A 25,447-nucleotide genomic window follows, 5' to 3' on the forward strand; every position below is an offset into this window, starting at 1 on the left:
ATGGGTATGACGAGCGAGAGCAGCGCCGCCGATATCGAATTCAGCAAGGGCCACGGCACCCAGAACGATTTCGTGGTGCTGCCGGACCCGGACGCCTGGCTGCAGCTCACCGAATCCCGGATCGCCGCCCTGTGCGACCGGCAGCGCGGGCTCGGCGCGGACGGCGTGCTGCGGGTGGCCCGCGCGGGGGCGCTGATCGAGACCGGCGTGCTGGCCGCCCTGCCCGAGGGCGTCGGCGTCGACGACTGGTTCATGGATTACCGCAACGCGGACGGGTCGATCGCCGAGATGTGCGGCAACGGGGTGCGGGTGTTCGCGCACTACCTCGTCGCGACCGGGCTGGAACAGCGCGCCGAGTTCGTGGTGGGATCCCGCGCGGGCGCCCGGCCGGTGGTCGTGCACCACGCCGACCCCGTGCACGGCGAAGTCACAGTCGCCATGGGCAGGGTGAAGAACCTGGGCACGTCGACGGCCACGCTGAGCGGACGTGAATTCACCGGCCTCGGCATCGACGTCGGCAACCCGCACCTGGCCTGCGTGGATCCGGAACTGACCCCCGCCCGGCTCGCCGAGCTGGACCTCGAGCACGCCCCCGGCTTCGACCACACCCTGTTCCCGCACGGTGTGAACGTCGAGATCCTCACCGCGCTGAGCGTCGGCTCCGACGGGGAGAAAGGTGTGACCATGCGCGTGTACGAGCGCGGTGTCGGCGAAACCCGATCCTGCGGAACCGGAACGGTCGCCGCCGCGGCCGCCGCCCTGGCCCGTGACGGCTTCGACCTCGCGTCCGACACCGGACACGTCAAGGTCCGTATCCCCGGCGGCGTGGTCACGGTCGGCATCGAGAACGGGTCGGCCTGGCTGCGCGGCCCATCGGAACTGGTGGCGACGGGCCGCATCGCCGCGAAGTGGTGGCAGGACGCCTGAGCTGTCGAGTGATGGCGGGACTGCCTGAGTCGCTGAGTAGTCGTGGCCGCCTGAGCCGATGCCTCACGCCGCCGCGTCGGTGACCTCCACGGGCTGGGTGCCGGTTTCGGAAGCCGGGTGGCCGATGTCGAGGGTGGGGTAGTCGAGGTAGCCCTCCGCGCCGCCGACGTACATCAGGTGGGCGTCGCGGACCGGGTTGAGGGGCGCGCCGGTCCGGAAGCGCTCCACCAGGTCCGGGTTGGCCAGGAAGGACCGGCCCAGGGAGACGAGGTCCGCGCCCGCGGCGAGCAGGGCCGCGGCTGCGGCCGCGCCGCCGTCGGCGGGCAGCGGGACGCCCCAGCCGAGGTTCGGGTTGGCGATCAGGGTGGTCGACCACAGGCTCCGGATGCGGTGGAAGAGGGCGCTTTCCGGGTCGGCGAAGACCACGTGCAGGTAGGCGGGTCGCCGCCGCGCGAGAGCGGATACGAGCGCCGGGTACAGCTCCTCGGTGTCGGTCTCGGCGATGCCGTTGACGTTCACACCGGGTGCGATCCGCACCCCGACCCGGTCGGCTCCGACCGCCTCGATCACCGCGTCCACCACCTCGACGGTGAACCGGATCCGGTTCGCGATCGACCCGCCGTAGCCGTCGGTGCGGTGATTGGTGTTGCCGGACAGGAACTGGTGCAGCAGATAGCCGTTGGCGCTGTGCACCTCGACGCCCTCGAATCCGGCCGCGATCGCCTTGCGGGCGGCGGCGGCGAAATCGGCGACGGTGTCCTGGATTTCGGCGACCGTGAGCTCGCGCGGGGTGACGGCGTCCTGGTGCCCGGTCGGGGTGTGCACGGTGTCGGGCAGCGCGATCGCGGACGGGGCCACCGGCGTCAGGCCGCTGTTGTCCGGGTGCCCGACGCGTCCACCGTGCTGGAGCTGCAGCACCATCCGCCCGCCCGCGGCGCGCACCGAGTCGGTGACCCGCCGCCAGCCCGCGATGTGCGAATCGGTGTAGATGGCCGGGATATTCGGGTAGGTCAGTCCGACCGGGTTGGGGGTGGCGGCTTCGGCGATGATCAGTCCCGCGCCCGCCCGCTGGGTGTAGTAGGTGGTCATGAGCTCGGTCGGGGTCCCGTCGGCGGCCGCGCGATTGCGGGTCATCGGGGCCATCACCAGGCGGTTGGGGAGTTCGAGCGCGCCGACGTGGCCGGCGGCGAAGAGGTCTGAGTTCGTCATGCCGGTAAGGTAAAACCTGACATCGATGTGAGGTGCAAGCCTCGGATTCCGGAGTGCCGCATGCGAATCGGTGAGCTGGCAAAACGTACCGGCGTGAGCGATCGGTCGCTGCGCTACTACGAGGAGCAGGGTCTGCTGGTGGCCACGCGCACGCCCGGCGGTCAGCGCGACTACCCGGAACTGGCGGTGGACCGGGTGATCCACATCCAGGAATTGTTCGCCGCCGGCCTCAACAGCAAGAAGATCTTCGCGATCCTGCCGTGCATGCGCGACACCGACGGCGGCGCCAACGAACGCGCCACACCCGAGCTGGTCGACGAATTGCGCGCCGAACGCGACCGGATCGACCGCACCATCGCGGACCTGCTGCGGTCCCGCGAGGTCCTCGACGATGTGATCGAGCGCGCAGGGGAGCGGTTCGTCGCCAGGTCGTGAGCGGTGGCGTGCGGGCGGGCGGTGGTCGCCCCGAAATAACCGAGTGCGGCCGGTCGTTGGGACGTGGGACTATGGAGGTGTATGAGTAAGCCAGAAACGTATGAGTTCACTCCCGCCGAGGACCTCGACGAGGAGATCAACGACGCGCCCGAGACCGGCCGTAATGGCTGGTCGGCCGCGCCGACGGTCGGCGAGCAGCAGCTCGAGGAGCGCGCCGCGCTACGTCGCGTCGCGGGTCTGTCCACCGAGCTCGAGGACGTCACCGAGGTCGAGTACCGGCAGCTGCGACTGGAGCGGGTCGTTCTGGTCGGTGTCTGGACCGAGGGCACGGCCGCCCAGGCCGACGCGAGCATGGCCGAGCTGGCCGCCCTCGCGGAGACCGCGGGTTCGGAGGTGCTCGACGCGCTCATCCAGCGCCGCGACCGGCCCGACAAGTCGACCTACATCGGCTCCGGCAAGGCCGACGAGCTGCGTGGCATCGTGCTCGAGACCGGCGCCGACACCGTCATCTGTGACGGTGAACTGACCCCCGCGCAGCTGACCGCGCTGGAGAAGGTCGTCAAGGTGAAGGTCATCGACCGCACCGCGCTGATTCTCGACATCTTCGCCCAGCACGCCACCTCGCGTGAGGGTAAGGCGCAGGTGTCGCTGGCCCAGATGGAATACATGCTGCCGCGGCTGCGCGGTTGGGGTGAGTCCATGTCCCGGCAGGCCGGTGGTCGTGCGGGCAGCAATGGCGGTGTGGGTCTGCGTGGTCCCGGTGAGACCAAGATCGAGACCGACCGTCGCCGCATCCGTGAGCGGATGGCCAAGCTGCGCCGCGAGATTCGCGAGATGAAGACCGCGCGCGACACCAAGCGGGCCAAGCGTTCGGCCAGCGGCATTCCGCAGGTCGCGATCGTCGGCTACACGAACGCGGGCAAGTCCTCGCTGATGAACGCGTTGACCGATGCCGGAATCCTGGTGCAGGACGCGCTGTTCGCGACCCTCGACCCGACCACGCGCCGGGCGGCGTTGGAGGACGGGCGTGAGGTTGTGTTCACCGACACCGTCGGATTCGTTCGGCACCTGCCTACGCAGCTGGTCGAGGCGTTCCGGTCCACGCTGGAAGAGGTGACGGGGGCGGATCTGCTGCTGCATGTGGTGGATGGGTCCGATCCGTTGCCGGATCAGCAGATCAAGGCGGTTCGCGAGGTCATCACCGATGTGCTGAAGGAATCCGATTCGCCTGCTCCGCCGGAGTTCTTGGTGGTCAACAAGATCGACGCGCTGGATCCGCTGGAGTTGACGCAGTTGCGGGGTTGGCTGCCTGACGCGGCCTTCGTATCGGCTCGCACGGGTGAGGGGCTGGATCAGCTTCGAGACCGTTTGGGGCAGATTCTCGGTGGGCTGGATGTCGAGGTCAGTGTGTTGCTGCCTTACACCCGTGGTGATCTGCTGGCTCGGATTCATGCTGACGGCAGGATCATCAGCTCGGAGCATGAGGAAACCGGTACCCGGGTTCGTGCTCGGGTGCCCAACAGCCTTGCTGGTCAGCTTGCTGAGTTCGCGCATGCGGGCGGCACGGCCGCATAGGGCCAGAACAGGCCAAAGGCAAAGACAAAAGACGCCTGGAGAAGGGAGAGAGGGTGGCCGAGCTTGCGAGGCCCCCTCACCTACCAGCCCCCGCACGGCTCGGTCGCGTATCTTCCCGGGGCAAGGACGACGAGATCTTTGGGTTGTCTGTAGAAGGTGATGCGTGCAGTCCGTGGGCTGGGGTCGGCGGGTGACGGCTCCCGACCCGGCGTCAGCCCAAGTCCGGTAGGGCAGGCGGGGCGACCACACTCCTCGTAGCTTTGCGCACGCTTTTGCGACACGAGCGGCCGTGACGCACGCAGCCCGAAGGGCCCCACCTTTGGCGAGGCTCGGACTTCGCATAATCCGGGGAGGTCACCCGTTAGTCGAGTGACCACCATTTGACCGGTGGGCGTGTGCCATCGCGCAGCCGGGCCAGGGATGCGGCCATCAACTCACCCGCATGGTGGCGATCATTGACCCGGGGTGCTCCGGTGGGGTCGATGTGGCGTGGAGCGATCCACCCCGTTCGTCCCGCATGTTCGGAATCCTTTGGCATGACAACGGTTTTCCAGCCGCCGGGCCCGTCATGAATCAGGGCATGGCACGCATCGCAAGCCAGGGTCAGGTTTTCGATGTCAGTCTTTCCGCCCTTGGACCACTCGGTCACGTGATGTACCTGGGTCAACGTGGCGGGTGCGTTGCATCCCGGCCGGGTGCAGCCGCGCTCGGTGGCGATCAACGCCATCCGCTGCGCGGAGTTCGCGAGGCGCTTGGTACGCCCGAGGTGCAGCGCCTGCCCGGTGTGGTCGAAGATCGCGAGGAACGGCTTCGACTTCTCGGCCAGCCGCAAGGCTTCCTCCATCGGCACGGTCCCGCCCGAAGCGGTAGTCGACACCCCGGCGGCGGCCTCGACCTCCGCGAGCGACATGGTGATGATCGTGGAGACGGGCAGCCCACGGTGCTGACCGGGAGTGGTCGGCCCCATCTCGGGCCGCAGGAACGCCAGCAGCGCGTCATGGTTGCGCTGAGCGGCGGTCCGGTTGTCACGGCGTGCGGCCCGGTCCAGCCCGGCGAGGGCTTCGTCGTCGAGTCCTTCGGTGGTCCAGGGGCTTTCGGCATCATCGGCATTGCACATGCCCGGCCGCGCCAGGCTGGCGAAGATCGGGTCCAGCACGGCGCGCAGCGCGGGTGTCACCTGCGCGGTGATCACCGACATGCCGTCGACGCCCTGCTTGCCGAAGCTGATCCCACGCCGACGCTGCCGGTCGCCCTCATCGGTGAGACGCCCGTCGGGGTCGAGGTAACCGAGGATCCGGTCCCCGATCTTGGGCAGATCATCGGGCGTGGATTCGGTGGCGAAGTGCGCGAGCTGGAATTCGGCGCGGTCCCGGGTGTCGGCGTCCACCTTCCCCGGAATCTTGTCCATGATCTTCGCGATGTGCCGCGCGGAATCAGCGGACACCAGCCCCATTTCCTGGAAAGCGGCCGTCCACGACAGCCACGGCTTGACCATGCGCCCGGCTTCCCGCCGCATCCCCAGCAATTCCGCGGCCCGCACCCGAGCACAGGCTTCGGCATGCCCGAGTCGCAAGGTCTGCTCGAGGTATTTCGAAGTCCGCTTCACCCCGGCCTTCTCCGGCAGCCCTCGATTCTCGACTTCCCGAATCATCTTGTGCTCGAACGCGGCCGTGCTGCGCCGCATGCTCTCCCAATTCCGCAGCACATCCACGAGGTCTTCATCCGCGATCGGATCGAGGGATTCGGCGATCAGCACCTCGGTCGCGACGCGCATCATATCGATGGCATCCGCCACCGTGATGTCGTTCGCGAGGGTCTGACCTGCCGAATTCATACCTCTATTCTATCGTGGAATCCCCGGCGAGCTGTATGAATTAGATTGTCGCACAATCAATTTCAGATCAAGTCAAATGCCGGAGCGGACCGACCGCCCCGGCGTTCATGCCTCAGGCCGGTTGGATATCGGGCAGCTTCCAGGTCTTCTCCGACAGCGGCGGCTGGGGTCCGTAGAACCGGAACATGATCTCGAAGTTCCGGCCGGACTTGGTGGGAATCCAGTTGGATTTCTTGCCCTCGGGTGCGCTGGGGCCCATGAACAGGTCGACCGATCCGTCGGAATTGGTCTGCAGTTCAGGGGTATTGGAGGCGCGGCTGGCCCAGTCGACGTCGCGGATCAGGGTATGGGTGCCGCGGTCGTAGGCGGTGGCGGACCAGTAGAGGGACACCGGGACGTGTGGCGGAACGGTGATCTTGTAGTTCTTGCCGCCGTCGAAGTCCTTGCCGTCGGAGTCGTGGATAGCGACCAGGTAGAACTGCCCGGTGCCGAGGCTCTTCGCGGCGAAGTAGGCGAACGAATAGGTCATGCCGCGGGCGTCGACCGGATAGTTGGAGGGGTCGACGAACCCGTCCTGCATCGCGGTGACCAGCTGCTGGTTGGCCGGTAGCGCCCAGTGGGTGTTGTCGAAGTACGGAGGCGTGAAGGACTTCACGTAGAGCTGTTCGAGCCATTTTCCGGCGGCGGCCGCGGCATCGTCGAGGCGCTCGAGGGTCGCCGAATCGGGCTGGTAGGGAGTGCCTCTGGTGATGCCCAGGCTGGACAGCTGGTCGATCATCGCCATATCGCGGGGCAGCCACGCCTCGGCCTGTACCACCCGGTTGAGATTCGTGAAGAAGTCCCGGTCGTAGGGGATGGTGGCGTCGAACTCCTTGCCCGAAGCGTCGACATATGGTGTCGGAGGCGGGTTTCCGGCCGCGTCGAGCCGGTACATGCCCATGCGTTTGCCGTACGCCACCGCTGCCGCGATATCGGCGTCGCTGCCGCTCTTCAGATTCGAGCGCACGATCGCGAATCCGGCCTTGGTCTCCGAGTACAGGGGGATGAACCCGTCGGGGATCTCGCCCTGGAAGCCCGGCGGCAGGATGAGATAGCGCCCGCCCGCGCCCTTGTCGGTGCCCGCGGGGCCGACATCGGCGAGAGGGGTCTGCCAGACGGAGTCGATGGAGCCCGTGAGGGTGGAGTCTCCCTCGGCGGGTGGGATGTCGAGGACGATCGGTCCGGACGAGGTGTCGTAGAACGGCATCAGATAGATGGCGTTCGGATTCGGGGTCAGCGTCTGGTTCTTCCAATCCAGCAGCTTCGACCAGTACACGATCTGATTCGGTCCCGCGCCGACGGCGATCGCGGCCTGCAGCATCCGGTCGTAGTTGACCGCCGGCATGCCCCACACGACCGCTTCGAACGCCCGGGACGAGACCACATCGCGGTCGATGTCGGAATTCGGCTTCGAGGAATCGGACTTCGAGTCGTTGTCGTCGCGCTTGGACACCGCGACCGCGCCACCGCCGATCGCCGCTCCGAGCGCTGCCGTGACGGCCGCGCCGAGCAGGGCCGCGCGCCGGGAGACGGTCGGGTCGGAATCACTGGATCTGGGTGTGGCTTCGTTATCAGGTGACATGCCCGGAAATTAGCAGCGCAACCACGGAAACCATGCAATCGCCACGAGTTCGCTGTGCACTCTGAGTTCGATCGATAGTGAATCGCGACGTGGCTATTCATCGTTAACTCGTCCGAATGCGGTAGATGTGCTGATCAGTAGCTGTCGTGACGGCGACCGGCATCTGGTGGGTCGGGCCGTCCATGGAGAAGGAGTGAGTGCGTGAAGACTTTGCGATCCGGAGCCGCAGTGCTCGGCGCGCTACTGGTGTGCGCCACCGCGGCCGCCTGCGGCAACGATTCCTCGGACTCGACTTCGGCCACCACCACGAGCGCCGCATCCGGGACCAAGGCCAAGGCCGCGGACTATCCGCCGAACCAGCCGGCGATGGTCACCGTCGAGAACTTCGCCCGAGCCGAATCCGACCGTGAGTTCGCTATGTCGGTGCAGGATGCCGGAATCGGCAATTTCCACCACATCCGCGAACCCATGCCGATCGATCGCCAGACGGTGATCCGCGCCAATCGCGATACCCTCTACTCGTCGGCGGTCATCGATCTCGATGCGGGCCCGGTCTCGATCACCCTGCCCGATGCCGGCGACCGCTTCATGTCCATGCAGATCATCGACGAGGACGAGTACACCCCGGACGTCGTCTACAAGGCCGGTACGTACACCTATGACCGCGACAAGATCGGCACCCGGTACATGATCGCCGCGGTCCGCACCTTCGTCGACCCCAACAACCCCGCCGACGTCGACGCGGTCCACAAGCTGCAGGACGCCATCACCATCAAGCAGAACAGCAAGGGCACCTTCGAGATCCCGCAGTGGGACAAGCCCAGTCAGGACAAGGTTCGTGACGCCCTGCTCACTCTCGCCACCACCCTGCCCGACACCAAGAACTCCTTCGGTCCGCGAGGGCAGGTCGACGAGGTCCGCCACCTGATCACCTCCGCGTCGGCCTGGGGCGGCAACCCGGAGAAGGACGCGCTCTACCTCAACGTCACCCCGCCCGACAACAGCGGCAACGTCAACTACACCCTGCGCGTGAAAGACGTTCCCGTGGACGGCTTCTGGTCGGTCAGCGTGTACAACGCCGAGGGTTACTATCAGCCCAACCCGCTCAACGCGTACTCGGTCAACAACGTCACGGCCAAGAAGAACGCCGACGGTTCCTACGACATCCAGTTCGGCGGCTGCGACGGGCAGATTCCCAATTGCCTGCCCACCACGCCCAACTGGAACTATATGGTCCGCCTCTACCGTCCGCACCAGAACATCCTCGACGGCAGCTGGACCTTCCCGCAGGCCCAGCGCATCGGGTAGCCGCCGCCTCCGAGCAGCGGCGCGCCATCGGCCGCAGGCCGTGACCTGCGGCTATGCTGCGCTGCATGGCTTCCGGCGGCGAGGTGACCGGCCAGGCGGATCGTCGGGATTCGGCGGGCGACTCCGGCTCCGACGAGATCGGCGCCGCCTGGACGGTCGGGCTGTCGCTGACCGGGGCCGCGGTGTTGTTCGTGGTGCTGCGGCTGTTCGCGGTGTCGGATTACGACTGGGTGCGGGCGGCGTCGGTGGCCGACACCATCGGTCTCGACGATGCCTCGCGCATGGTGCTCGGCACCCTCATGGCCGATCCGACGGTGACGGCGGTGGTGCTGGCGGTGCTGGTGCCGGCGTCGCTGAGTCATCAATGGCGGCTGGGGATGCCGACGTTCCGGAACGCCGGGAATCTCGTGATGCTGATCATCGTGGTGCTGTTCGGGGCGGTGCTGCTGATCACCTTCCGGCTGTGGTGGATGTTGATCATCGCCGGCGTGATCGGCGCGCTCATGATCGCGTTGCTGGCGACCGGACATCGGGGGCCGGAGGGGCGGCGGTTCGCGCTGTTCGTGATGCATCGCAGCGGGTTGGTCGCGATTCTGGCGATGCTGGTGACGGCGGCGATCGTGCGGGTGCCGTGGGCGCCGTTGGAGCGCATCGAGACTCGCGACGGCACGGTGATCGGGTATGTGCTGGAGAACCCGCCCGGATTCCTGAAGGTGCTGACCGACGACGATCGGGAGATCGTGATCATCGGGATCGATCATGTTCGGTCCCGCGAGGAGATCCCGACGAAGCCGTGACACCGGGCCCCTCGCCGCGGTGGGAGCGGTGGGCGGTGTCGGGTCCGAGGCCGCGCAGGACTTCGAGAGCCTCGACGGCGGGGGAGCCGGGCGGCGGTGTGAACACCCGCAGCCGCTGGTCCTCGGCCTGGGTGTGCAGGAGCTCGTAGTCGAATTCGATGGTGCCGATATCCGGATGGCGCACGCGCACATGGCTTTCGCGGCGGACGGCCACCTCGTGGCGGCGCCAGAGGTCGGCGAACTCGGGGCTCGCGGATTCCAGGCGCTCGATCAGGGCGGTCGAGGCTCGGTCGTAGCCGCGGCGGGTCGCGGCGGCGCGCAGGTCCGCGACCCGCAGCCGGCCCAGCCGGTCGTGTTCCTCGGCGGGATAGGCCTCGCGGACCGACGAGTCGGTGAACCAGCGCCACGCGATATTGCGGTCGGATTCGGCGATCGTGCACACGCATCCGAACAGCGCCTCGGCCAAGGCATTCTGGGCGAGCAGGTCGCCGAGGTCGGTGATGAGCTGGACCGGGGTATCGCTCAACCGGTCGAGCAGGTAGCGCAGCGCGGGCCGCACCGTGTTCCCGGCGCGCACCCCCTCGGGCGGGCGATGCCCGGCCAGCAGATACAGGTGATCCCGCTCGTCCACACTCAACCGCAGGCTGTGCGCGAGCGCGGCCAGCACCTGGATCGACGGCTGGGAACTACGCGCCTGCTCGAGCCGCATCACATAGTCCGCGGACACCCCGGACAGATGCGCCAGCTCCTCGCGCCGCAGACCCGGCGTGCGCCGACGCGGTCCAGCGGCCAAACCCACCTCCCCCGGCTGTAGTCGCTCCCGGCAGCGGCGCAGGAAGTCCGCCAGCTTGTCGCGGTCCATCGTCATGTCCTCCATCCTGCCGCGCAGGCTGGGAGTGCCGCTCCTAGGGAAAGCTCTCCGCTCCTCACCGCCTCGAGTTCGCGAGAAGGTCGATCACGCAAAGCGATACGAGAGGAGCCGGACATGGGTGAGACGGAAATGCGGGAGATCGCGGTGGGTGACGCGCGCGTGCCGTATCGGGTGCTGGGTGCGGGGCGTCCATTGGTGCTGGTGCATGGCAGCGGCGCGGGCGCGCGCGCCTGGGACGGGGTGGCGGAGGCGTTCGCGGCCACCAATCGGGTTGTGCTGCCGAATCTTTCGGGTAGCGATCCCGCCCGTGACCATGGCGGCGAGCTGACCGTCGAGCTGCTCGCCGAGCAGTTGGGGGCGGTCGTCGCCGATCTGGGCGCGGGGCCGGTCGACCTGGTGGGCCATTCACTGGGCGCGGTGGTGTCGGCGGCGCTGGCGGCGTTGCGCCCGGAGCTGGTTCGTACCCTGGTGCCGGTCGCGGGGTTCGCCGGACCGGGCGACCAGTATCTGCGCAACTCCCTGACCGTGTGGCGCGATCTCCTCGGTGACCCGGCCACGTTCGCGCGGTATTCGATGCTGCTGGCGTTCAGCCGCGCGCACCTGCGCTCGATCGGTCATGCCGCGGTGGAGGAGCTCGCCACCCGGTTCCAGGCCGGCCCGGACCGCCGTCGCCAGATCGAACTGGCGCTGCGCCTGGACATTCGGGCGCTGTTGCCTCGCGTCCAAGCGCCGACACTGGTGATCGGCGCGGCCCAGGACGGCTTCCTGCCCGTGGAGAACGCCCGCGAGCTGGCGGCCGCCATCCCGGGCGCGGTGTACGAGGAGATCGATACCGGACACGTCGTGATGGTCGAGCGGCCAGGCGAATTCGTGAAGCTGGTCGGCGACTTCATCGCCTAGCCCGGCCGTCGTCGGCCGGCCGGATCAGCTGGTCGGCTGCGGTCGCAGGGTGAGGCTCTGCTGGGCGTAGCCGACCGGCCCGCGCAGATCGTGCAGGACCGTGGTGGTCAGGCCCTGCCCGGCGTGGCCGAACACCACGGAGGTGTCCAGCCCGACCCACGGGGTTTCGGGCTGCCGGTACAGGTGGATGGTCAGGTCCACGTTCGGGAACATCCATTTGGTGGGCTCCTGCCGGACGGCGATGCCGTTCGCGGTGTCGACCAGGGCGATATAGGAGGCCAAGGGGTCGGCTGCCTCGCCTTCGACCAGGTCCACGGCGGTGGTGATCCACGCGGTGGCGCGGCCGGGTTCGGGGACGCCGACCTGCCTGGCCTCGATCGATTCGATGTAGCCGCCGGGCCAGACGGGGGTGAGGGACCAGGGTGCGAGCGAATCGGGGGCGGGCAGCCGGTCCGGTTCGCCGCCCGCGACGATGCCGGTGTCCTGTGCCCCGAGGAACCACGCCCGCGCGCTGATGGTGTCGCGGCCGCCGATGCTCACCGTGGCCTCCACCAGTTCGATGGTGCGGCCCGGCCGGATGGTCTCCACGCGAATCTCGAACTCCTCGAACGCGATCCGGCCCAGGATGTCGAAGCCGATGCGGCTCGGTACCAGGTCGGGGCGATCGGTGCGGGCCCGCAGGATCTCGTGCACGATCAGCCCGGCCACCGGGCTGAAGTGCTGTTCGCCGGAGGACCAGGCCCCGCCCGCGTGGTGAGTGGGGACGAAGCGGCGGTCGCCGACGCGCCGGAAGTAGGCGGTCTCGGGTGCGGTCGTATCCATCACGTTTCTCAACCTACGGGTCGAATTTTGATCTGGCCAGTCGGTAGACCATCTTTGTGGTTGATCTAACCGACCCGAGCGGCGGATATGATCGGGCGATGAGCACGACCGTGGACGAGGAGACCGCCCCCACCGGGCGCGCGGCCCGCCGACGTGATCGCCGCAAGGCGGAGATGATCGCGACCGCGCTGCGGATCCTGTCCGGCAGCGGCTACCAGGGCATGCGCTTCGAGGACGTCGCGGAGCGCACCGACATCGCCAAAGCCACCCTCTACCACTACTTTCCGAGCAAGGACGCGCTGGTCTCGGCCGCGCTGGAGAAGCTCACCACCGATGTGCTGACCCGCCTGCGCGAAGCGCTCGACGCCGCGGCCGACCGGTCACCGGCCGAGCAGCTGCGGATTCTGATCGCCGAACAGCTGCACATCCTGACCGTGCTCTACCCCGAAGTGGGCAAGCTGTTCTCGTTCCCCGCCCCCTGGCCCGCCGAGCACGGCGAGGCCATCAAAACCATGCGCCGCCGCCACGACCGCATGTTCCGCGAGGTGATCGACCGCGGCATGGACTCGGGCGAATTCGATTGCCTCGATCCCGCGGTGGCCCTGCACTGCCTGCACGGCATCCTCAATCACGCGTCGATCTGGCTGCGCCCCGAAGCGGACCCCGACCACCGCATGCGTGACGCGGTGGTCGGCGAATCACTGCGGCTGTTCACTCGGGGCTGATCGCGACAGATCACCCCGGGTAACGCCGCTAACCCGCGACGGGCTCGATCGTGCGGCGCTTGACCAGCAAGATGATCGCCAGCACCGGGTAGAGCAGGATCGGCAGCATGGTGCCCGGGTAGAAGGTCTGGCCCGCGGTGATGGCGGTGCCGGTCAGCAGCGAGAAGTCGAACAGGCCGTGCAGCACGGAGTTGAGCACATTGCCGCGGCTGACCCGGCGGATCAGGTAGAAGAAGTACCCCGCCAGACTGACGATGATGGCCTGCGGCAGGGCGCTGAGGCCGTGTCCGACCACATTGGTCAGGTGGACCGCGCCGAAGATGATCGACGACCACAGCGCCACGCGGCCCTCGGTGAGCCCGTGCTCGCGCAGCACGGTCACGCCGAGTCCACGGAACATGCCCTCCTCGCCCCAGCCGACGAACTGGGTCGCGATGAGCAGCAACAGGACGTACCCGATGCCCTTGTCGGCCAGCTCCCCGTAGTTGATGCCCACCGCGATGGCGGCGATGAACACGATCGGCACCACCCACACCCAGCGCTGGGTCGGGCGGTCGTCGCGCAGCACCGGGTGGAGCCGGCCCAGGTAGGCGGTGACGCCGTAGACGAAGGCCAGCGCCAGCCCGAGCGGGATGATCATTCCGAAGAAGACGCCACGGCTGGTGTAGAAGTCGCTCTCGCCGGTGATGTTCTTCAGGATGAGGCCGAGGCCCTGGATGATCGCCAGGTACACGACGACCGCGACCGCGAACATCGCGTAGGTGAACGGCCGGCGAGTCGATGAGGGACTGACCCGGGTGGCATCGGCGGTGCTCATGCGCTGAACATACCGGTCATTCCTTCCGTTCGGTTGTATTCGGATCGGGCGGATCGATGAGCCTCGACCCCGCTGAGTTGTCCCACCCAGTTGGACGATTCGCCCGTTTCTCTTCCGGCCGACCCGGCGGCTCGTCAGTCTGGTCGGATGCCCATCAGTGTGGAGGGAGCAGCGTGACCGAGCCCGCGCCGCCCGCGAATCCGCTCCGGCTGTCCGAGCTCGGTGCGGACCCGGCGGCGGTGCTGCGGCTGATCACCCATTTCGACGCCTTCGACGAATCCGCCGCGAACGCCGACACCGTGATTCGCGCCGCCGCGCTCCTGGCCGAATGCCCGGCCGGCGCGAGCTGGTCCTCCGGCACCGTGATCCGCTACGACGCCGCCGGCCGCCTGCTCCCGGCCGCCGGCACGCCCGCCGACGCCACCGGCTCCGACCCCGCCGTCTGGCTCGAACGTCCCGGCGCGGCGCCGGCGTCGCGGAATCGTCTGCCGGGCAGCGGAGTTCGGCAGGGCGAGACCGTGGGATCGCAGGATCGGCGGTCTGCCGATCTGTCGGCCGGGCCCCACCCCTTGGACGCGGCGGTGCTGGATCGGCTGCGGCACTGCCTGCGGGTGGTGGCCGCGCGGCAGGTGGCGAATCCGTTGCGGATGGATGATCCCGCGCTACTGGAAGTGGTGTTGTCGGAGAAGGAACGGCGTGAGGACCGAGTCCGGGCGATGCGGCTGCTCGGGCTGGATCCGGGGCGGGCCACCAGGGTGCTCGCGGTGACCGGGCCGGGGGCCGCGGACGCCGTGCGGATCATCGGCGAGCATGTGTCCGTGCTGCGGCAGGCGGTGATCGGCTCGATCACGGCGGTATTGATCCAGGACTTCGGACAGTCGAGCGTGCTGTCCGACGGTCGTGCGAGTTTCGGTCATGGCGGGCGTGACTCGGCCGCGCCGAACGGTGCCGCACGTTCCGGCCGCGGAACCGGCTCTGCCGGCTCGGGCGATGTCGTCGGTGCGGCCGGGGGCGTGGGAGAGGCTGCCGCGGCACCGGGACGGCCCACCCCGGTGGATCGGGGGCTGTCGGATATTTTGAATACTGCTGTGGTGCAAGAGTTTCCGGCTTCGCAGGCGGGGGCGGACGGGCCGTGGATCGGGATGGGCGAGCGGTTGCCGGCGTATGCGGCGGCCACGTCCTGGGAGCAGGCCCGGCGGGCGTTGCGGTTCGCGTCCTCGACGTGGCACGGGCGGCGGGTGATCGCGTTCGAGCGGCTGGGGGTCATGGAGCTGCTGGCCGACCTGCCGGTGCAGCGGCTGCTGGGGACCGCGGATGTGACCCGCATCTCGGAGTTCGCGGCGACCGAGGCGGGCGCGCTCGCGGTGGACACGCTGGAGGCGTTCTGTCTCTTCGGCACGCTGCGGCGGACCGCGACCGAGCTGCATCTGCATCACAGCACGGTGGCCGCCCGGATCGCTCAGGTGGAGGCCGTGATGGGCTGGGATATCGACGACGCGCTGGATCGCTTCACGGCCACGCTGGTGCTGTTCGTGCGGCGCATGGCCCTGTCGTCCGCGCAGTTGGCGGGCCCGTCGGCGGCCGACCCGACAAGCGTCGGGTACGGGCGGTGATACCGGCGACGGGCGGCGGGTGATTCGGGTCACGTCGATCGGCGACGATCGGTGAGCACGGCACAGCCGGTGCGGGAGAAGGAGATTCATACCATGGCCATTGTCGAACCCACCAAGACCTGGAAGCCGCTCGAGGAGCGGCTGGCCGTCACCACCAACGAGCGCCATCGTCAGGTGCTCTCGATCGTCATCGATCACATGAAGGCCGAGGCCGTGCCGGATCTCGATGGTCTGATGAAGACCATGACGGCGGAGCCGAACTATCACTTCTGGCAGAACGGTCAGGATGTCGGACCCAAGGGCTGGGACGTTCTGCGCGCCTACTACACGGCGTTCGTGGAGAGCAAGTCGAACATTCTGGAGTTCGAGCTGGACCGCTTGCTGGTCGACGACGACTGTGTGGTCACCGAGGGCTACCTGCGCCAGATCTACCCCGGCGCGTACGCCGCCCAGATCGGTCTGCCGGTCGACGACCCCGAGGCCGACTACTTGATCTCGTTCCGGCAGCTGCTGCTGTGGCCGGTGGACGAGGCCGGCCTGATCATCGGCGAGGACTCCTACCACTCGGGTCCGGTAGAGGTCCGCAAGCTGTCGTTCGACGAACTGCCCAGCGAATACGTCGAACTCGTGTACCCGGGTAAGTAACTGCGACGACACTCGGCAGATGGAAGGCGAATCGGACATGACGGACCTATCAGTGGCAACCCCGGCGGCGCAGGCCCCGGCCGAGCGGCGCGCGGACATCGCGACCCTGCTGCTCGACCGGCTCGGTGACGAGCGGCTCGGCCTGCGCACCCGGGAGCGGGACTGGACCTGGGACGCGGTGGTGCGGGAGTCGGCGGCGCGCGCCGAGCTGGCTCGCGAGCTGCGGCGCGACGGGCCGTTCCACATCGGTGTGCTGCTGGACAATGTGCCCGACTTCGTCTTCTGGCTGGGTGCGGCCGCGCTGGCGGGCGCGACCGTGGCCGGGATCAATCCCACGCGCGGCAACGCTCAGCTGGAGGCCGACATCCGCTATGTCGACTGCCAGCTGATCGTCACCGACGCGGCCGGCATGGCCCGGCTGAGCGCCCTGGACCTGGGTCTGGAGCCGGATCGGTTCCTGCTGGTGGACGACCCGGCCTATGCCGAGCGGGTGGCGGCGCACGCGGCCGAGCCGGTCGCGCACGCCGGTGCGGAGGCCCTGCTGCTGTTGCTGTTCACCTCGGGCACGACCGGCACCTCGAAGGCGGTCAAGTGCACCCAGCGCCGCCTGGCCATGCTCGGGTACGCGGCCAGCGACAAGTTCGGGCACATCCGTGACGACGTCGACTACTGCTGTATGCCGCTGTTCCACGGCAACGCGATCATGGCGTTGTGGGCTCCGGCCCTGGTGAACGGTGCGACGGTGTGCCTCACGCCGAAGTTCTCCGCGACCGGATTCCTTTCCGACGTGCGGTATTTCGGCGCGACCTTCTTCACCTACGTGGGCAAGGCGCTGGGGTATCTGCTGGCTACTCCGGTGACCCCGCAGGACGCCGACACCACCCTGGTCCGCGGGTTCGGCACCGAGGCGTCGGTGGCCGACCAGGCCGAGTTCCGCCGCCGCTTCGGGGCCGAACTGTTCGAGGGCTACGGCTCGAGCGAGGGCCCGGCCCTGGCGGCACTGGACCCGCAGGCTCCGGCCGCCGCGCTCGGCCGCCCGGCGCATCCGGGCGTCGCGGTCGTGAATCCGGACACACTCGAGGATTGTCCGCGCGCGGTATTGGATGAATACGGCCGTGTATTGAATCCGGACGAATCGGTCGGCGAGATGGTCGACAAGGCGGGCGCGATCGTATTCGAGGGCTATTACAAAAACGATGTCGCCGATGCCGAACGTTTGCGCAACGGTTGGTATTGGACAGGTGACCTGGGCTATATCGACGAAGCCGGATTCCTGTATTTCGGTGGCCGCAAAGGCGATTGGCTGCGCGTCGATGGTGAGAACACCTCGACGCTGTCGATCGAACAGGTCATCCGGCGGCATCCGGCGGTGATCGCCGCCGCGGTCTACGGCGTGCCGGATCCGCGCTCGGGCGACCGGGTGATGGCCGCCATCGAGGTCGCCGATCCGCAGGCCTTCGACGCCGCCGAGTTCGCCGAATTCCTCACGGCCCAGGACGATCTCGGCTCCAAGGGTGCGCCGCGCCTGCTGCGCGTGTCCGCGAGCCTGCCGGTCACCGGCTCGAACAAGGTGCTCAAGCGCGAACTCCAGGATCAGCGCTGGCACACCGACGAGCTGCTGTACTGCTGGTTCGGCCGCGGCAAGCCCGAATATGAACACTTGACCGAGACCGGCAAATTGGAACTCGAGGCCGAGTTCGTCTCATTCGGCCGGGGGAACCTGTTCTAACCCTGATTCGGTGACCTGCGCGGACTTTCGTTAGCATGGCGTTATCGAAGGTTCTGCAGGGAGGGTTGCCTTGTCGTACGACAATCATGGGTCCGAAGAACGAACGCCGCAGGGGCTGACCGACGGCGCGCCGCTGCACGTCGATCTCACCGATACCGATCGCCGGATCATCGACGCGCTCATCGCGCCGTCGCGGGCCTGGTTCAGTCCGCGCTTCTACGGGATGGAGAACTTCCCGCTCGAGGGCCCGGTGCTGCTCGTCGGCAATCACAGCCTGGCGGGCGGCACCGACGCGCCGCTGCTCGCGCACGAGATCCTGGTGCGCCACGATCGGCTGGTGCGGGGGCTGGCCGAGAACGTCCTCATCGACGTGCCGGGGTTGCGAGATGTGTTGCACCGCTGGGGAATCGTGCGCGGCAATCGCCGCAACTGCACCACACTGCTCGAGCAGGGCGAAGCGGTGGCGGTGTTCCCGGGCGGCGGTCGCGAGGCCATGCGCGGCAAGGGCCAGAAGTACCAGCTGATGTGGGAGGGCCGCACCGGCTTCGCCAAGATGGCCATCGCGACCGGCGCGCCCATCGTCCCGATCGCCATGGTCGGCGGTGACGACGTGTTCGACATCGTCTTCGACGGTGATCACCCGGTCATGTTCCCGCTGCGCAAGGCCGTCGAGGGCCTGGGCCTGCGCTCCTCGCTGACCCCGCCGCTGATCCGCGGGCTGGGGCCCACCCTGGTGCCCAAGCCGGAGCGCTTCTACTTCTCCCTGGGCACTCCGATCGACACCAGCCCCTGGCGCGACATCGCCGACACCGACGCCGCGGCGAACGAACTGCAGGCCGTGGTGAAGAAGGCCCTCGAAGGTGAGCTGGATTTCCTGCTCGGCGAACGCGACCGGGACCGGGGCCGCAGCCTGCTGGGGCGCACCCTGGGCCGCTTCGGCTTCTAGCTCCGACCTCTGACTTCCCGGTAGGTTTACCCGGGTTCAGGGCGACCGCTCCGCGACGTCAACGGCGACTGTCGCAGTTCGGACCACTTTCTCCTCCCATGAAGTTAACCTCCGTTCGACTTTCGAGTACGGTATTGAACACAGGCGATGGTGCCGATGTGGTCACTGTAGGAGGTTGGCGTGGAGCGCACCCTTTTCGAACCCGAACACGAGCTGTTCCGGGAGTCGTTCCGTAAGTTTCTCGATCAGCATGTGGCCCCGAACCACGAGCAGTGGGAGCACGACGGCATCGTCGATCGCTCGGTCTGGCTCGAGGCCGGCAAGCAGGGGTTCCTCGGCATGGCGGTGCCGGAGCAGTACGGCGGCGGGGGCGAGGCCGACTTCCGCTACAACGCCATCGTGACCGAGGAGGTCACCAAGGGCATGTACTCGGGCCTGGGTTTCGGCCTGCACAATGACGTCATCGCGCCGTATCTGCTGGAGCTGGCCAACGAGGAGCAGAAGCAGCGCTGGCTGCCGGGCTTCTGTTCCGGCGAGATCATCACCGCCATCGCGATGACCGAGCCCGGCACGGGTTCGGACCTGCAGGGCATCAAGACCCGCGCGGTGAAGGACGGCGACGACTGGATCCTCAACGGCTCCAAGACTTTCATCACCAACGGCATCAACGCCGATATCGTCATCGTGGTCGCCCAGACCGATCCGGCGGCGGGCGCCATGGGCTTCTCGCTGCTGGTGGTCGAGCGCGGCATGGCCGGTTTCGAGCGCGGCCGCAATCTGGACAAGATCGGCCTCAAGGCGCAGGACACCGCCGAGCTGTCCTTCGCCGACGTCCGCGTTCCCGGCAAGAACCTGCTGGGCACCGAGGGCCAGGGCTTCATCCACCTGATGCAGAACCTCCCGCAGGAGCGGCTGTCCATCGCCGTCATGGCCGCCGCCGCCATGGAGGGCTGCCTGGAGCTGACCTGCCAGTACGTGCGCGACCGCAAGGCCTTCGGCAAACCCATTGGCGCCCTGCAGAACACCCGTTTCGTGCTGGCCGAGCTGGCCACCAAGACCACCGCGGTCCGGGTCTTCGTCGACCGCTGCATCGAACTGCTCAACGATCGCAAGCTGAGCGTCGAGGAGGCCGCCATGGCCAAGTGGTGGTCCACCGAGGAGCAGCTCGACCTGATCAACCGCTGCCTGCAGCTGCACGGCGGCTACGGCTACATGCGCGAGTACCCGATCGCCAAGGCCTACATGGACGCCCGCATCCAGACCATTTACGGCGGTACCACCGAGATCATGAAGGAGATCATCGGGCGCAGCCTGAAGCTGACCTGACACGGGTGACGGCCGCCGCGGATCACGACCGGAAGATGTTCCGGGGCAGTGGTTTCCGCGGTGGCAGGGGCCGGGTGTGGGCTCCGTATGCTCCCCGGCGACACGCGATGGGTTGCTCTAATGTTGCCAGATCGCCGACAGGCTCTGTCAAAATGGTCCGGAACTCGTCTTATGGCTGGACTTTCGCCTGGTCAGCGTATGCGCCACCGCGGGTAGCCGCTGACGTTCCGGGGCGTCGGCAGAGCATCCTGGAGGAGTCGGTCGTATGCAGGGATCGCGGAGCAACTCGCAGCGCGGGGGGCGGGCGACCCCGCCGGTGCTCCTGGCCGCGCGGCCGGACGCCGGCGGCGACCGCCGGACCACCTACCGTGACCTGGATCTGCGCTCGAATCAGCTGGCGCACTTGCTCATCGAACTCCGGGTCGTGCCCGACGCGGTGCTCGCGATCGGGATGCCGTGCTCGCCGGAATGGGTGCTGGCGGTGTGGGCGGTCGCCAAGGCCGGGGCTGGTTGGCTATCGGTGGATCCGGCCCATCCCTATGAGCGCAATCGGTTCGCGTGCGCGGATTCCGGTGTGCGCCTGGGTATCACGCTGGAGCGATACGTGGACGAGCTGCCCTTCGAGGACATGTACTGGGTGGTCCTCGACGACCGGGCCGTCACCGGGCGGATCCGGCGGTATCCGGAGACCGGCCTCGACCTCACCCCCGGCGGGCCGGCCGTCGTGGCGGCCGATCGACAGCAGCCCAAGCATCCATTTGCTCGGTACGGGCGCGCGGATCTGTCATGATCCAATCGGGACCGGCGGCGGGCCGATCACCGGAGGAAAGGCGTGTCTCGTGAGTTCAGAGCTGGTCACCAGGACCGTCGAGAACGGCGTCGCCACCCTCACCCTGAATCGGCCCGAGAAGCTGAACGCCCTGACGACGGGCAGCTTCGAGGAGCTGCGCGCGCACCTGGACGCGCTGTCCGGCGCGGACGTGCGCTGCGTCATCCTCACCGGTGCGGGCCGATCCTTCTGCGCCGGGCACGACCTGGAATCGCTCGCCGCGGGCGACGCCATGGACTCGCGCTACGACGAGGCCAAGACCGTCACCATGCTCGAGGAGTTCCCGGCCCCGGTGATCGGCAAGATCCGCGGCCACTGCTTCACCGGCGGCCTCGAACTCGCCCTGGCCTGTGACTTCCTCGTGGCGGGTGACACCGCGCAGTTCGGTGACACCCACAGCCAGTGGGGTCTGGCCCCGGTCTGGGGCATGTCGGTCCGGCTCCCCGAACGCGTCGGCATGGCCCGCGCCAAGGAACTCAGCTTCACCGCCCGCCGCATCAGCGGCGTCGAGGCCGCCGACATCGGCCTGGTGAACCACTGCGTCTCCGATGTCGGCCTCGACGAATTCGTCGCCCGCCTGGCCGCCCAGATCGCCGCCAATTCCGCGGGCTCGAACCGAATCTACAAGTCGCTCTACGCCAATTCCCGCGACCTGCCCCGCGCCGAGGCCCTGCAGACCGAGACCGACCTCCCCTTCGGCATGCCCGACGACGCCATGGAGCGCCTGACTCGGCGCTGACGTCACCGCCTCGGGCGCCCGGCCCCAGATCGGATCTCGAGGTTCTCCTGGGCTCAGACCTCGAGGTTCTCCTCGATGTCGCGCAGGCGGTGCCGGGCCAGGGCCAGGTTGCCGCGGGCGCGGTCGATGGCCACGTACAGGAACAGGCCGCGGGAGCGACGCCCGCGCAGCGGGCGCACCAGGTGGTACTGGTTGTTGAGGGTGATGAGCAGGTCCTCGATCTCCTCATTGAGGCCGAGTTGCTCGATGGTGCGCAGTTTGGCCCGCACCACCTCGGTATTGCCGGCCGCGGCCACCTCGAGATCCAGGGATTTCGAGCCGCCGAGCATGCCCAGGGGCATGCCGCTGCCGTAGTCGACGACGGCGGCGCCGAGGGCGCCGTCCAGCATCATCATGTCCTTCAGGGCAACTTCCAAGTCCGCCATGGATTTTCCTCTCCTAGCCGTGACGGGTTCTCGCGAGCGGTGACGCTACGCCCGTACGGGCCCGGCGGTATGTGGTTTGCTGAAGAATTCCGCAAGGTACGCAATTAACAACTTACGCAATCAGATAGGCCGGGTCGGCGCGAAAAAAACTGCGGGCGCAACCGTTTCCGGTCGCGCCCGCAGGCCTCACGTCAGCAGGTCAGCCGCAGAGGCTGCCCGCGACCGTGGCCGCCTCCAGCACCAGCGCGGCCTCGGCGTCCTCGCCCGCGCCACCCGGCAGGCGGGTCGACAGCTGATCCCGGGGCACCCCGGACGCCAGCGCCGAGCAGTACGCCTTGCCCAGATCGACGGCCGCGAGCTTCTGGTCCAGATCGACCAGGATGTCCCCGTGCTCCTCCAGGTAGCTGACGAACACCTGCTCCTGCCCGGTGAGCGCGCGCTCCGCGGCGGCCACTCCGGCGGTCGCCCCCATCGCGGCGGCAGCGGCGGCCACCAGTGCGAAACCCGAAGCGAGACGGCTCTTCTTACCCACGAACTCTCCTTCAACATCGAATGAACCCGGCGAGCGTACCGCGCGCCCGGCCGATGGCCGCGTTGTCGAAGGTGACGGGCTCGGACTACTTCAGCGCCGCGTGCAGCAGGGTCACTCCGGCGGTCAGCGCCGCGCCCGCCACCGGCCAGCTGGTGCCCGCCGGCTGCGTGGACAGCACCACGACCGCGTACCGGTAGGGCTGATCGGGCGCGGCGCCGACCAGGCCCGTGGTGTCGAGCGTGGTCGACGAATTCAAGTCCATCCAGCCCTGTTTGACCGCCCAGGTCGTGCCGGTGAGCGCGTCGGGGATACCGAAGAACTGGTCGGTGCCGTCGGCGGCGGTGCGGGCGGTGTCGCGCAGCGCGCCCAGGATCGGATCGCGGGCCGCGGCCGGGGCGGTGGCGGTGATGTAGTGGAAGATCGCCACGACATCGCGTGGGGTGGTGAGGGTTTCGCCCCACTGCGCGGCGTCCTCGGGCGCGCTGGTGGCCGTCAGCCCGATGGCCGCGACCATGCGATCGATGATCGCGGTATTGCCGCCGGCGTCCCAGAGCTGATCGGCGATATCGTCGTCACTGGTGGAGAGCATCCGCGTGACCTCCGCGGTGGTGTCCGGATCCGATTGCGCGCCTTGGTTTTCCAGCGCGTCGAGCGCGATCAGCAGTTTGACCACCGAGGCGGTGTAGAACTGCTGGTCGGCATTGAGGCTGGCGATGGCCGCCCCGGTCGTGGTGTCCACCACGTCGATTCCGACCGTCGTACCCGGCGAGGCCGTCTGGATGGCGGTCTGCATCTGCTGGGCGATGGCGGTCACCGAGATGGGATGCGCGGCGAGCGGCGGCGCGGGCGCGGTGGCCTGCGGCGCCTGACCCGGGCCGGCCTGGTCGTGCGAGGTGGCCACGGCGACGGGCGCGCCCAGCGCGGACACCGTGACCGCGGCGACGAGGCCGCCGGCCGCGATCCACCACCGTGCGCCCCGGGTGCGGGCCTGAATCGAGCTCATGCTTCATAACATCGACACGAACCTCGAGACATTTCCAGCGGAAGGCTGTCAATTTCCTGTTAAGTGCGTGTCGATCTGATCTCGGTTCGACGTCGGCGCTGACCGGCTATTTTGCGGCGAACTAAGATCATCGCTGGGTCGGGAATCATCCCGGTGGAGACAGCGATGAGTACATGCCGTGAGATCCTCCGAAATGTCCTCATAAGAAGCCTCGCCCCCGTCGGATTCGGGGCGCTGGCGCTGATTGTCCCGGTGTCCGCGCACGCCGACGCGGACTATGGGAACGGCTGTCTTCTGTACTCCGACAACACATCAGCAACTGTGGACTCGCTCCGGTTCGGATGTGAGACCGATCAGCTGGACGCGATCTACCGCGCCGCCCCGCGCGGCGATGTCCCGGTCGGCGCCAAGGACGGCTGGGTCGTCGCACCGCGCCAGTTGCAGTCCTGGACACCGCAGGTCTGGATCGGCAAGGACTTCTACACCGGTCCGTCCGGCGGGTACCTGCAGAACCGACTGACCCCCGCGGATCTGGAGGCCTGGCCCGCCGACGTCTTTGCCGGGCCGTCGGTCGTCGACGGCGGACCCACCTGGATCCTCGACTACGCCCCGTCCCCGACCCCGAACGTGTACGACGAGATCCGGCAGGTCACCCCCGGCGTGTGGCTCGGCTACTCGTGGATCCGCCTGGGCGGCAACTTCGTACCGCAGTTGAGCTTCATCCTGGCGTGAGCGGTCCGTCGGCTTCGGATCAGCGCGCACGTAACCGTCGTGCCCGGTGGTCTCGGGTTGATACACGTGGACTCCGTTGTCCACGAAAGGGATTCGATGACCACCTCGCTGTACTTCCCTGCTCGCGTCCGGATGTCGCGGTCATGAGCGCGCCCGCGGAAACCGAGGTGTGGGCGCCGGTCGGGCGCACCGTGGGGGCGGTGTGCGCGGTGGGGATCCTCGTGGTCGGGCAGTTGTACGTGGTGCTGCCGGTGCTGAATCGGCTGGCGGCGGACTGGGATACGTCCAGATCCGCGGTCACCTGGACGACCACGGCCTTCGGGTTGGCCTACGGCGCGGGGTTCCTGGTGACCGGGCCGCTGTCGGACCGGTGGGGGAGACGGCCGGTGATCGTCGGCGGGTTGGCGGCCACCGTGGTGAGCACGCTGCTGGTGGCGGTCGCGCCAGGCCTGGTGGCCGGACTGTCGGCGCGAATCCTGCAGGGGCTCACGGCATCGTTCTTCGCTCCCGCCGCGTTCGCGTATCTGTCGGAGCGGATCGCGCCGGAGCGGAGGATCGTCGCGCTCACCTGCCTGACGAGTTCGTTCCTCGGCGCGGGGGTGGTGGCGCAGGTCCTGGCGCAGCTCATCGGGAACGCGCTGGGCTGGCCCGCGATCTTCGTAGCCGGGTCGATCGCGTTCGCGGTCTCGGCGGTGGCGCTACTGGCGGTGCTGCAACCGCCGGTCCGCTCAGCGGATTCCATTGTGGGCGGGGGTGATCCAGCAGGTTCGCCAGGTGTTGTGTCGCTGCGGCCGGTGTTCGCGCCGTTCACGGACCTGCTCTGCCGATCCCGCCTCGCCCTGCTGTATCTGAGCTGCCTGGCGATCCTGGGCTCGTTCGTGGGCATCTACACCGGCATCCAGCTCGCCCCGCCCGAGGGCGTGGGCTCCGGCAGTGGCGCGCTGCTCGCCCTGCGGGCCAGCGCGATTCCCGCCATGGTGGCGATTCCGCTGCTCGCCGGACGGCTCGGCCGGAATCCACGCCGATGCGGGTATCGATCTGGGAGGCGCCGGGCGAACCGGTGCCGGTGGCCGAGGGGATCGCGGCG

The 25,447-nt window shown here is 68.1% G+C and carries 25 protein-coding genes; 16 read left to right on the forward strand and 9 right to left on the reverse strand.

The annotated features are described in order from the left end of the window. Positions 1-6: 6 nt before the first annotated feature. Positions 7-927, forward strand: a complete 921-nt coding sequence (gene dapF / locus ACWELJ_RS12795; RefSeq protein WP_452366318.1) for a diaminopimelate epimerase — start codon at positions 7-9, stop codon at positions 925-927. A gap of 63 nt (positions 928-990) precedes the next feature. Here dapF and ACWELJ_RS12800 read toward each other — a convergent pair whose 3' ends face one another. Then, the gene (locus ACWELJ_RS12800; protein ID WP_452366319.1) at positions 991-2,136 is read right to left on the reverse strand and encodes an alkene reductase; all 1,146 of its coding nucleotides are present in this window, start codon (positions 2,134-2,136) and stop codon (positions 991-993) included. A gap of 60 nt (positions 2,137-2,196) precedes the next feature. Here ACWELJ_RS12800 and ACWELJ_RS12805 point away from each other — a divergent pair, with 60 nt between their 5' ends. Beyond that, on the forward strand, positions 2,197-2,571 hold the full coding sequence (locus ACWELJ_RS12805; RefSeq protein WP_452366320.1) for a MerR family transcriptional regulator: 375 nt from the start codon (positions 2,197-2,199) through the stop codon (positions 2,569-2,571). A gap of 81 nt (positions 2,572-2,652) precedes the next feature. After that, positions 2,653-4,146, forward strand: a complete 1,494-nt coding sequence (hflX, locus tag ACWELJ_RS12810; RefSeq protein ID WP_452366321.1) for a GTPase HflX — start codon at positions 2,653-2,655, stop codon at positions 4,144-4,146. 361 nt (positions 4,147-4,507) lie between these two features. Here the strand turns inward: hflX and ACWELJ_RS12815 are convergent, their stop codons facing one another. After that, the gene (locus ACWELJ_RS12815) at positions 4,508-5,980 is read right to left on the reverse strand and encodes a DUF222 domain-containing protein (protein ID WP_452366322.1); all 1,473 of its coding nucleotides are present in this window, start codon (positions 5,978-5,980) and stop codon (positions 4,508-4,510) included. A gap of 112 nt (positions 5,981-6,092) precedes the next feature. Beyond that, positions 6,093-7,601: a DUF1214 domain-containing protein gene (locus ACWELJ_RS12820; protein ID WP_452366323.1), complete on the reverse strand. Its 1,509-nt coding sequence runs from the start codon at positions 7,599-7,601 to the stop codon at positions 6,093-6,095. 366 nt (positions 7,602-7,967) lie between these two features. Here ACWELJ_RS12820 and ACWELJ_RS12825 point away from each other — a divergent pair, with 366 nt between their 5' ends. After that, positions 7,968-8,909 (forward strand): DUF1254 domain-containing protein, encoded by a 942-nt coding sequence (locus ACWELJ_RS12825; RefSeq protein WP_452366344.1) that lies wholly within the window; start codon positions 7,968-7,970, stop codon positions 8,907-8,909. A gap of 65 nt (positions 8,910-8,974) precedes the next feature. Next, complete coding sequence (locus ACWELJ_RS12830; RefSeq protein WP_452366324.1) at positions 8,975-9,706, forward strand: hypothetical protein; 732 nt, start codon at positions 8,975-8,977, stop codon at positions 9,704-9,706. On the opposite strand, the gene ACWELJ_RS12835 is transcribed toward ACWELJ_RS12830, so the two are convergent. Next, a complete protein-coding gene (locus ACWELJ_RS12835) occupies positions 9,654-10,574 on the reverse strand; it encodes a helix-turn-helix domain-containing protein (RefSeq protein ID WP_452366325.1) in 921 nt (306 codons plus the stop codon). The two genes, ACWELJ_RS12830 and ACWELJ_RS12835, sit on opposite strands and share 53 nt — an antisense overlap. Before the next feature lie 117 nt (positions 10,575-10,691). On the opposite strand from ACWELJ_RS12835, the gene ACWELJ_RS12840 reads away from it, so the two are divergent. Next, a complete protein-coding gene (locus ACWELJ_RS12840) occupies positions 10,692-11,477 on the forward strand; it encodes an alpha/beta fold hydrolase (RefSeq protein ID WP_452366326.1) in 786 nt (261 codons plus the stop codon). A gap of 24 nt (positions 11,478-11,501) precedes the next feature. On the opposite strand, the gene ACWELJ_RS12845 is transcribed toward ACWELJ_RS12840, so the two are convergent. Further along, complete coding sequence (locus tag ACWELJ_RS12845; RefSeq protein WP_452366345.1) at positions 11,502-12,299, reverse strand: thioesterase family protein; 798 nt, start codon at positions 12,297-12,299, stop codon at positions 11,502-11,504. A gap of 98 nt (positions 12,300-12,397) precedes the next feature. Here ACWELJ_RS12845 and ACWELJ_RS12850 point away from each other — a divergent pair, with 98 nt between their 5' ends. Further along, entirely contained in the window at positions 12,398-13,024 is a 627-nt protein-coding gene (locus tag ACWELJ_RS12850) for a TetR/AcrR family transcriptional regulator (RefSeq protein ID WP_452366327.1), read from the forward strand. Positions 13,025-13,052: 28 nt separating this feature from the next. On the opposite strand, the gene ACWELJ_RS12855 is transcribed toward ACWELJ_RS12850, so the two are convergent. After that, positions 13,053-13,841 carry a CPBP family glutamic-type intramembrane protease gene (locus tag ACWELJ_RS12855; RefSeq protein WP_452366328.1) on the reverse strand — a complete coding sequence of 263 codons (789 nt, stop codon included), beginning with the start codon at positions 13,839-13,841 and terminating at the stop codon, positions 13,053-13,055. Between the two features lie 173 nt (positions 13,842-14,014). Between ACWELJ_RS12855 and ACWELJ_RS12860 the strand changes: the two genes are divergently transcribed. The 7 genes from ACWELJ_RS12860 (at position 14,015) to ACWELJ_RS12890 (ending at position 21,668) form a co-directional block, all read left to right on the forward strand. Beyond that, positions 14,015-15,454, forward strand: coding sequence for a PucR family transcriptional regulator (locus ACWELJ_RS12860; RefSeq protein WP_452366329.1), 1,440 nt, complete (start codon positions 14,015-14,017; stop codon positions 15,452-15,454). Between the two features lie 93 nt (positions 15,455-15,547). Continuing rightward, positions 15,548-16,099 carry a nuclear transport factor 2 family protein gene (locus ACWELJ_RS12865; protein WP_452366330.1) on the forward strand — a complete coding sequence of 184 codons (552 nt, stop codon included), beginning with the start codon at positions 15,548-15,550 and terminating at the stop codon, positions 16,097-16,099. 37 nt (positions 16,100-16,136) lie between these two features. Further along, positions 16,137-17,828, forward strand: a complete 1,692-nt coding sequence (locus tag ACWELJ_RS12870; RefSeq protein ID WP_452366331.1) for an AMP-binding protein — start codon at positions 16,137-16,139, stop codon at positions 17,826-17,828. A 70-nt stretch (positions 17,829-17,898) separates the two neighbouring features. Next, on the forward strand, positions 17,899-18,774 hold the full coding sequence (locus ACWELJ_RS12875; RefSeq protein WP_452366332.1) for a lysophospholipid acyltransferase family protein: 876 nt from the start codon (positions 17,899-17,901) through the stop codon (positions 18,772-18,774). A 180-nt stretch (positions 18,775-18,954) separates the two neighbouring features. Further along, the gene (locus ACWELJ_RS12880; protein WP_452366333.1) at positions 18,955-20,100 is read left to right on the forward strand and encodes an acyl-CoA dehydrogenase family protein; all 1,146 of its coding nucleotides are present in this window, start codon (positions 18,955-18,957) and stop codon (positions 20,098-20,100) included. Between the two features lie 265 nt (positions 20,101-20,365). Continuing rightward, complete coding sequence (locus ACWELJ_RS12885; RefSeq protein WP_452366334.1) at positions 20,366-20,890, forward strand: AMP-binding protein; 525 nt, start codon at positions 20,366-20,368, stop codon at positions 20,888-20,890. A gap of 49 nt (positions 20,891-20,939) precedes the next feature. Continuing rightward, positions 20,940-21,668: an enoyl-CoA hydratase/isomerase family protein gene (locus tag ACWELJ_RS12890; protein WP_452366335.1), complete on the forward strand. Its 729-nt coding sequence runs from the start codon at positions 20,940-20,942 to the stop codon at positions 21,666-21,668. Between the two features lie 53 nt (positions 21,669-21,721). On the opposite strand, the gene ACWELJ_RS12895 is transcribed toward ACWELJ_RS12890, so the two are convergent. From ACWELJ_RS12895 to ACWELJ_RS12905, 3 genes are all read right to left on the reverse strand, one after another. Beyond that, positions 21,722-22,093 carry a hypothetical protein gene (locus tag ACWELJ_RS12895; RefSeq protein ID WP_452366336.1) on the reverse strand — a complete coding sequence of 124 codons (372 nt, stop codon included), beginning with the start codon at positions 22,091-22,093 and terminating at the stop codon, positions 21,722-21,724. A 199-nt stretch (positions 22,094-22,292) separates the two neighbouring features. Next, positions 22,293-22,625, reverse strand: coding sequence for a DUF732 domain-containing protein (locus tag ACWELJ_RS12900; protein ID WP_452366337.1), 333 nt, complete (start codon positions 22,623-22,625; stop codon positions 22,293-22,295). Positions 22,626-22,710: 85 nt separating this feature from the next. Next, complete coding sequence (locus tag ACWELJ_RS12905; RefSeq protein ID WP_452366338.1) at positions 22,711-23,628, reverse strand: hypothetical protein; 918 nt, start codon at positions 23,626-23,628, stop codon at positions 22,711-22,713. A 321-nt stretch (positions 23,629-23,949) separates the two neighbouring features. Between ACWELJ_RS12905 and ACWELJ_RS12910 the strand changes: the two genes are divergently transcribed. Both ACWELJ_RS12910 and ACWELJ_RS12915 read left to right on the forward strand, forming a co-directional pair. Beyond that, positions 23,950-24,360, forward strand: coding sequence for a hypothetical protein (locus ACWELJ_RS12910; protein ID WP_452366339.1), 411 nt, complete (start codon positions 23,950-23,952; stop codon positions 24,358-24,360). A 143-nt stretch (positions 24,361-24,503) separates the two neighbouring features. Next, positions 24,504-25,447, forward strand: a 944-nt coding sequence (locus tag ACWELJ_RS12915; RefSeq protein WP_452366340.1) for an MFS transporter, incomplete at its 3' end; no start/stop codon positions are given.

Source organism: Nocardia sp. NPDC004582 (genome assembly GCF_053602115.1).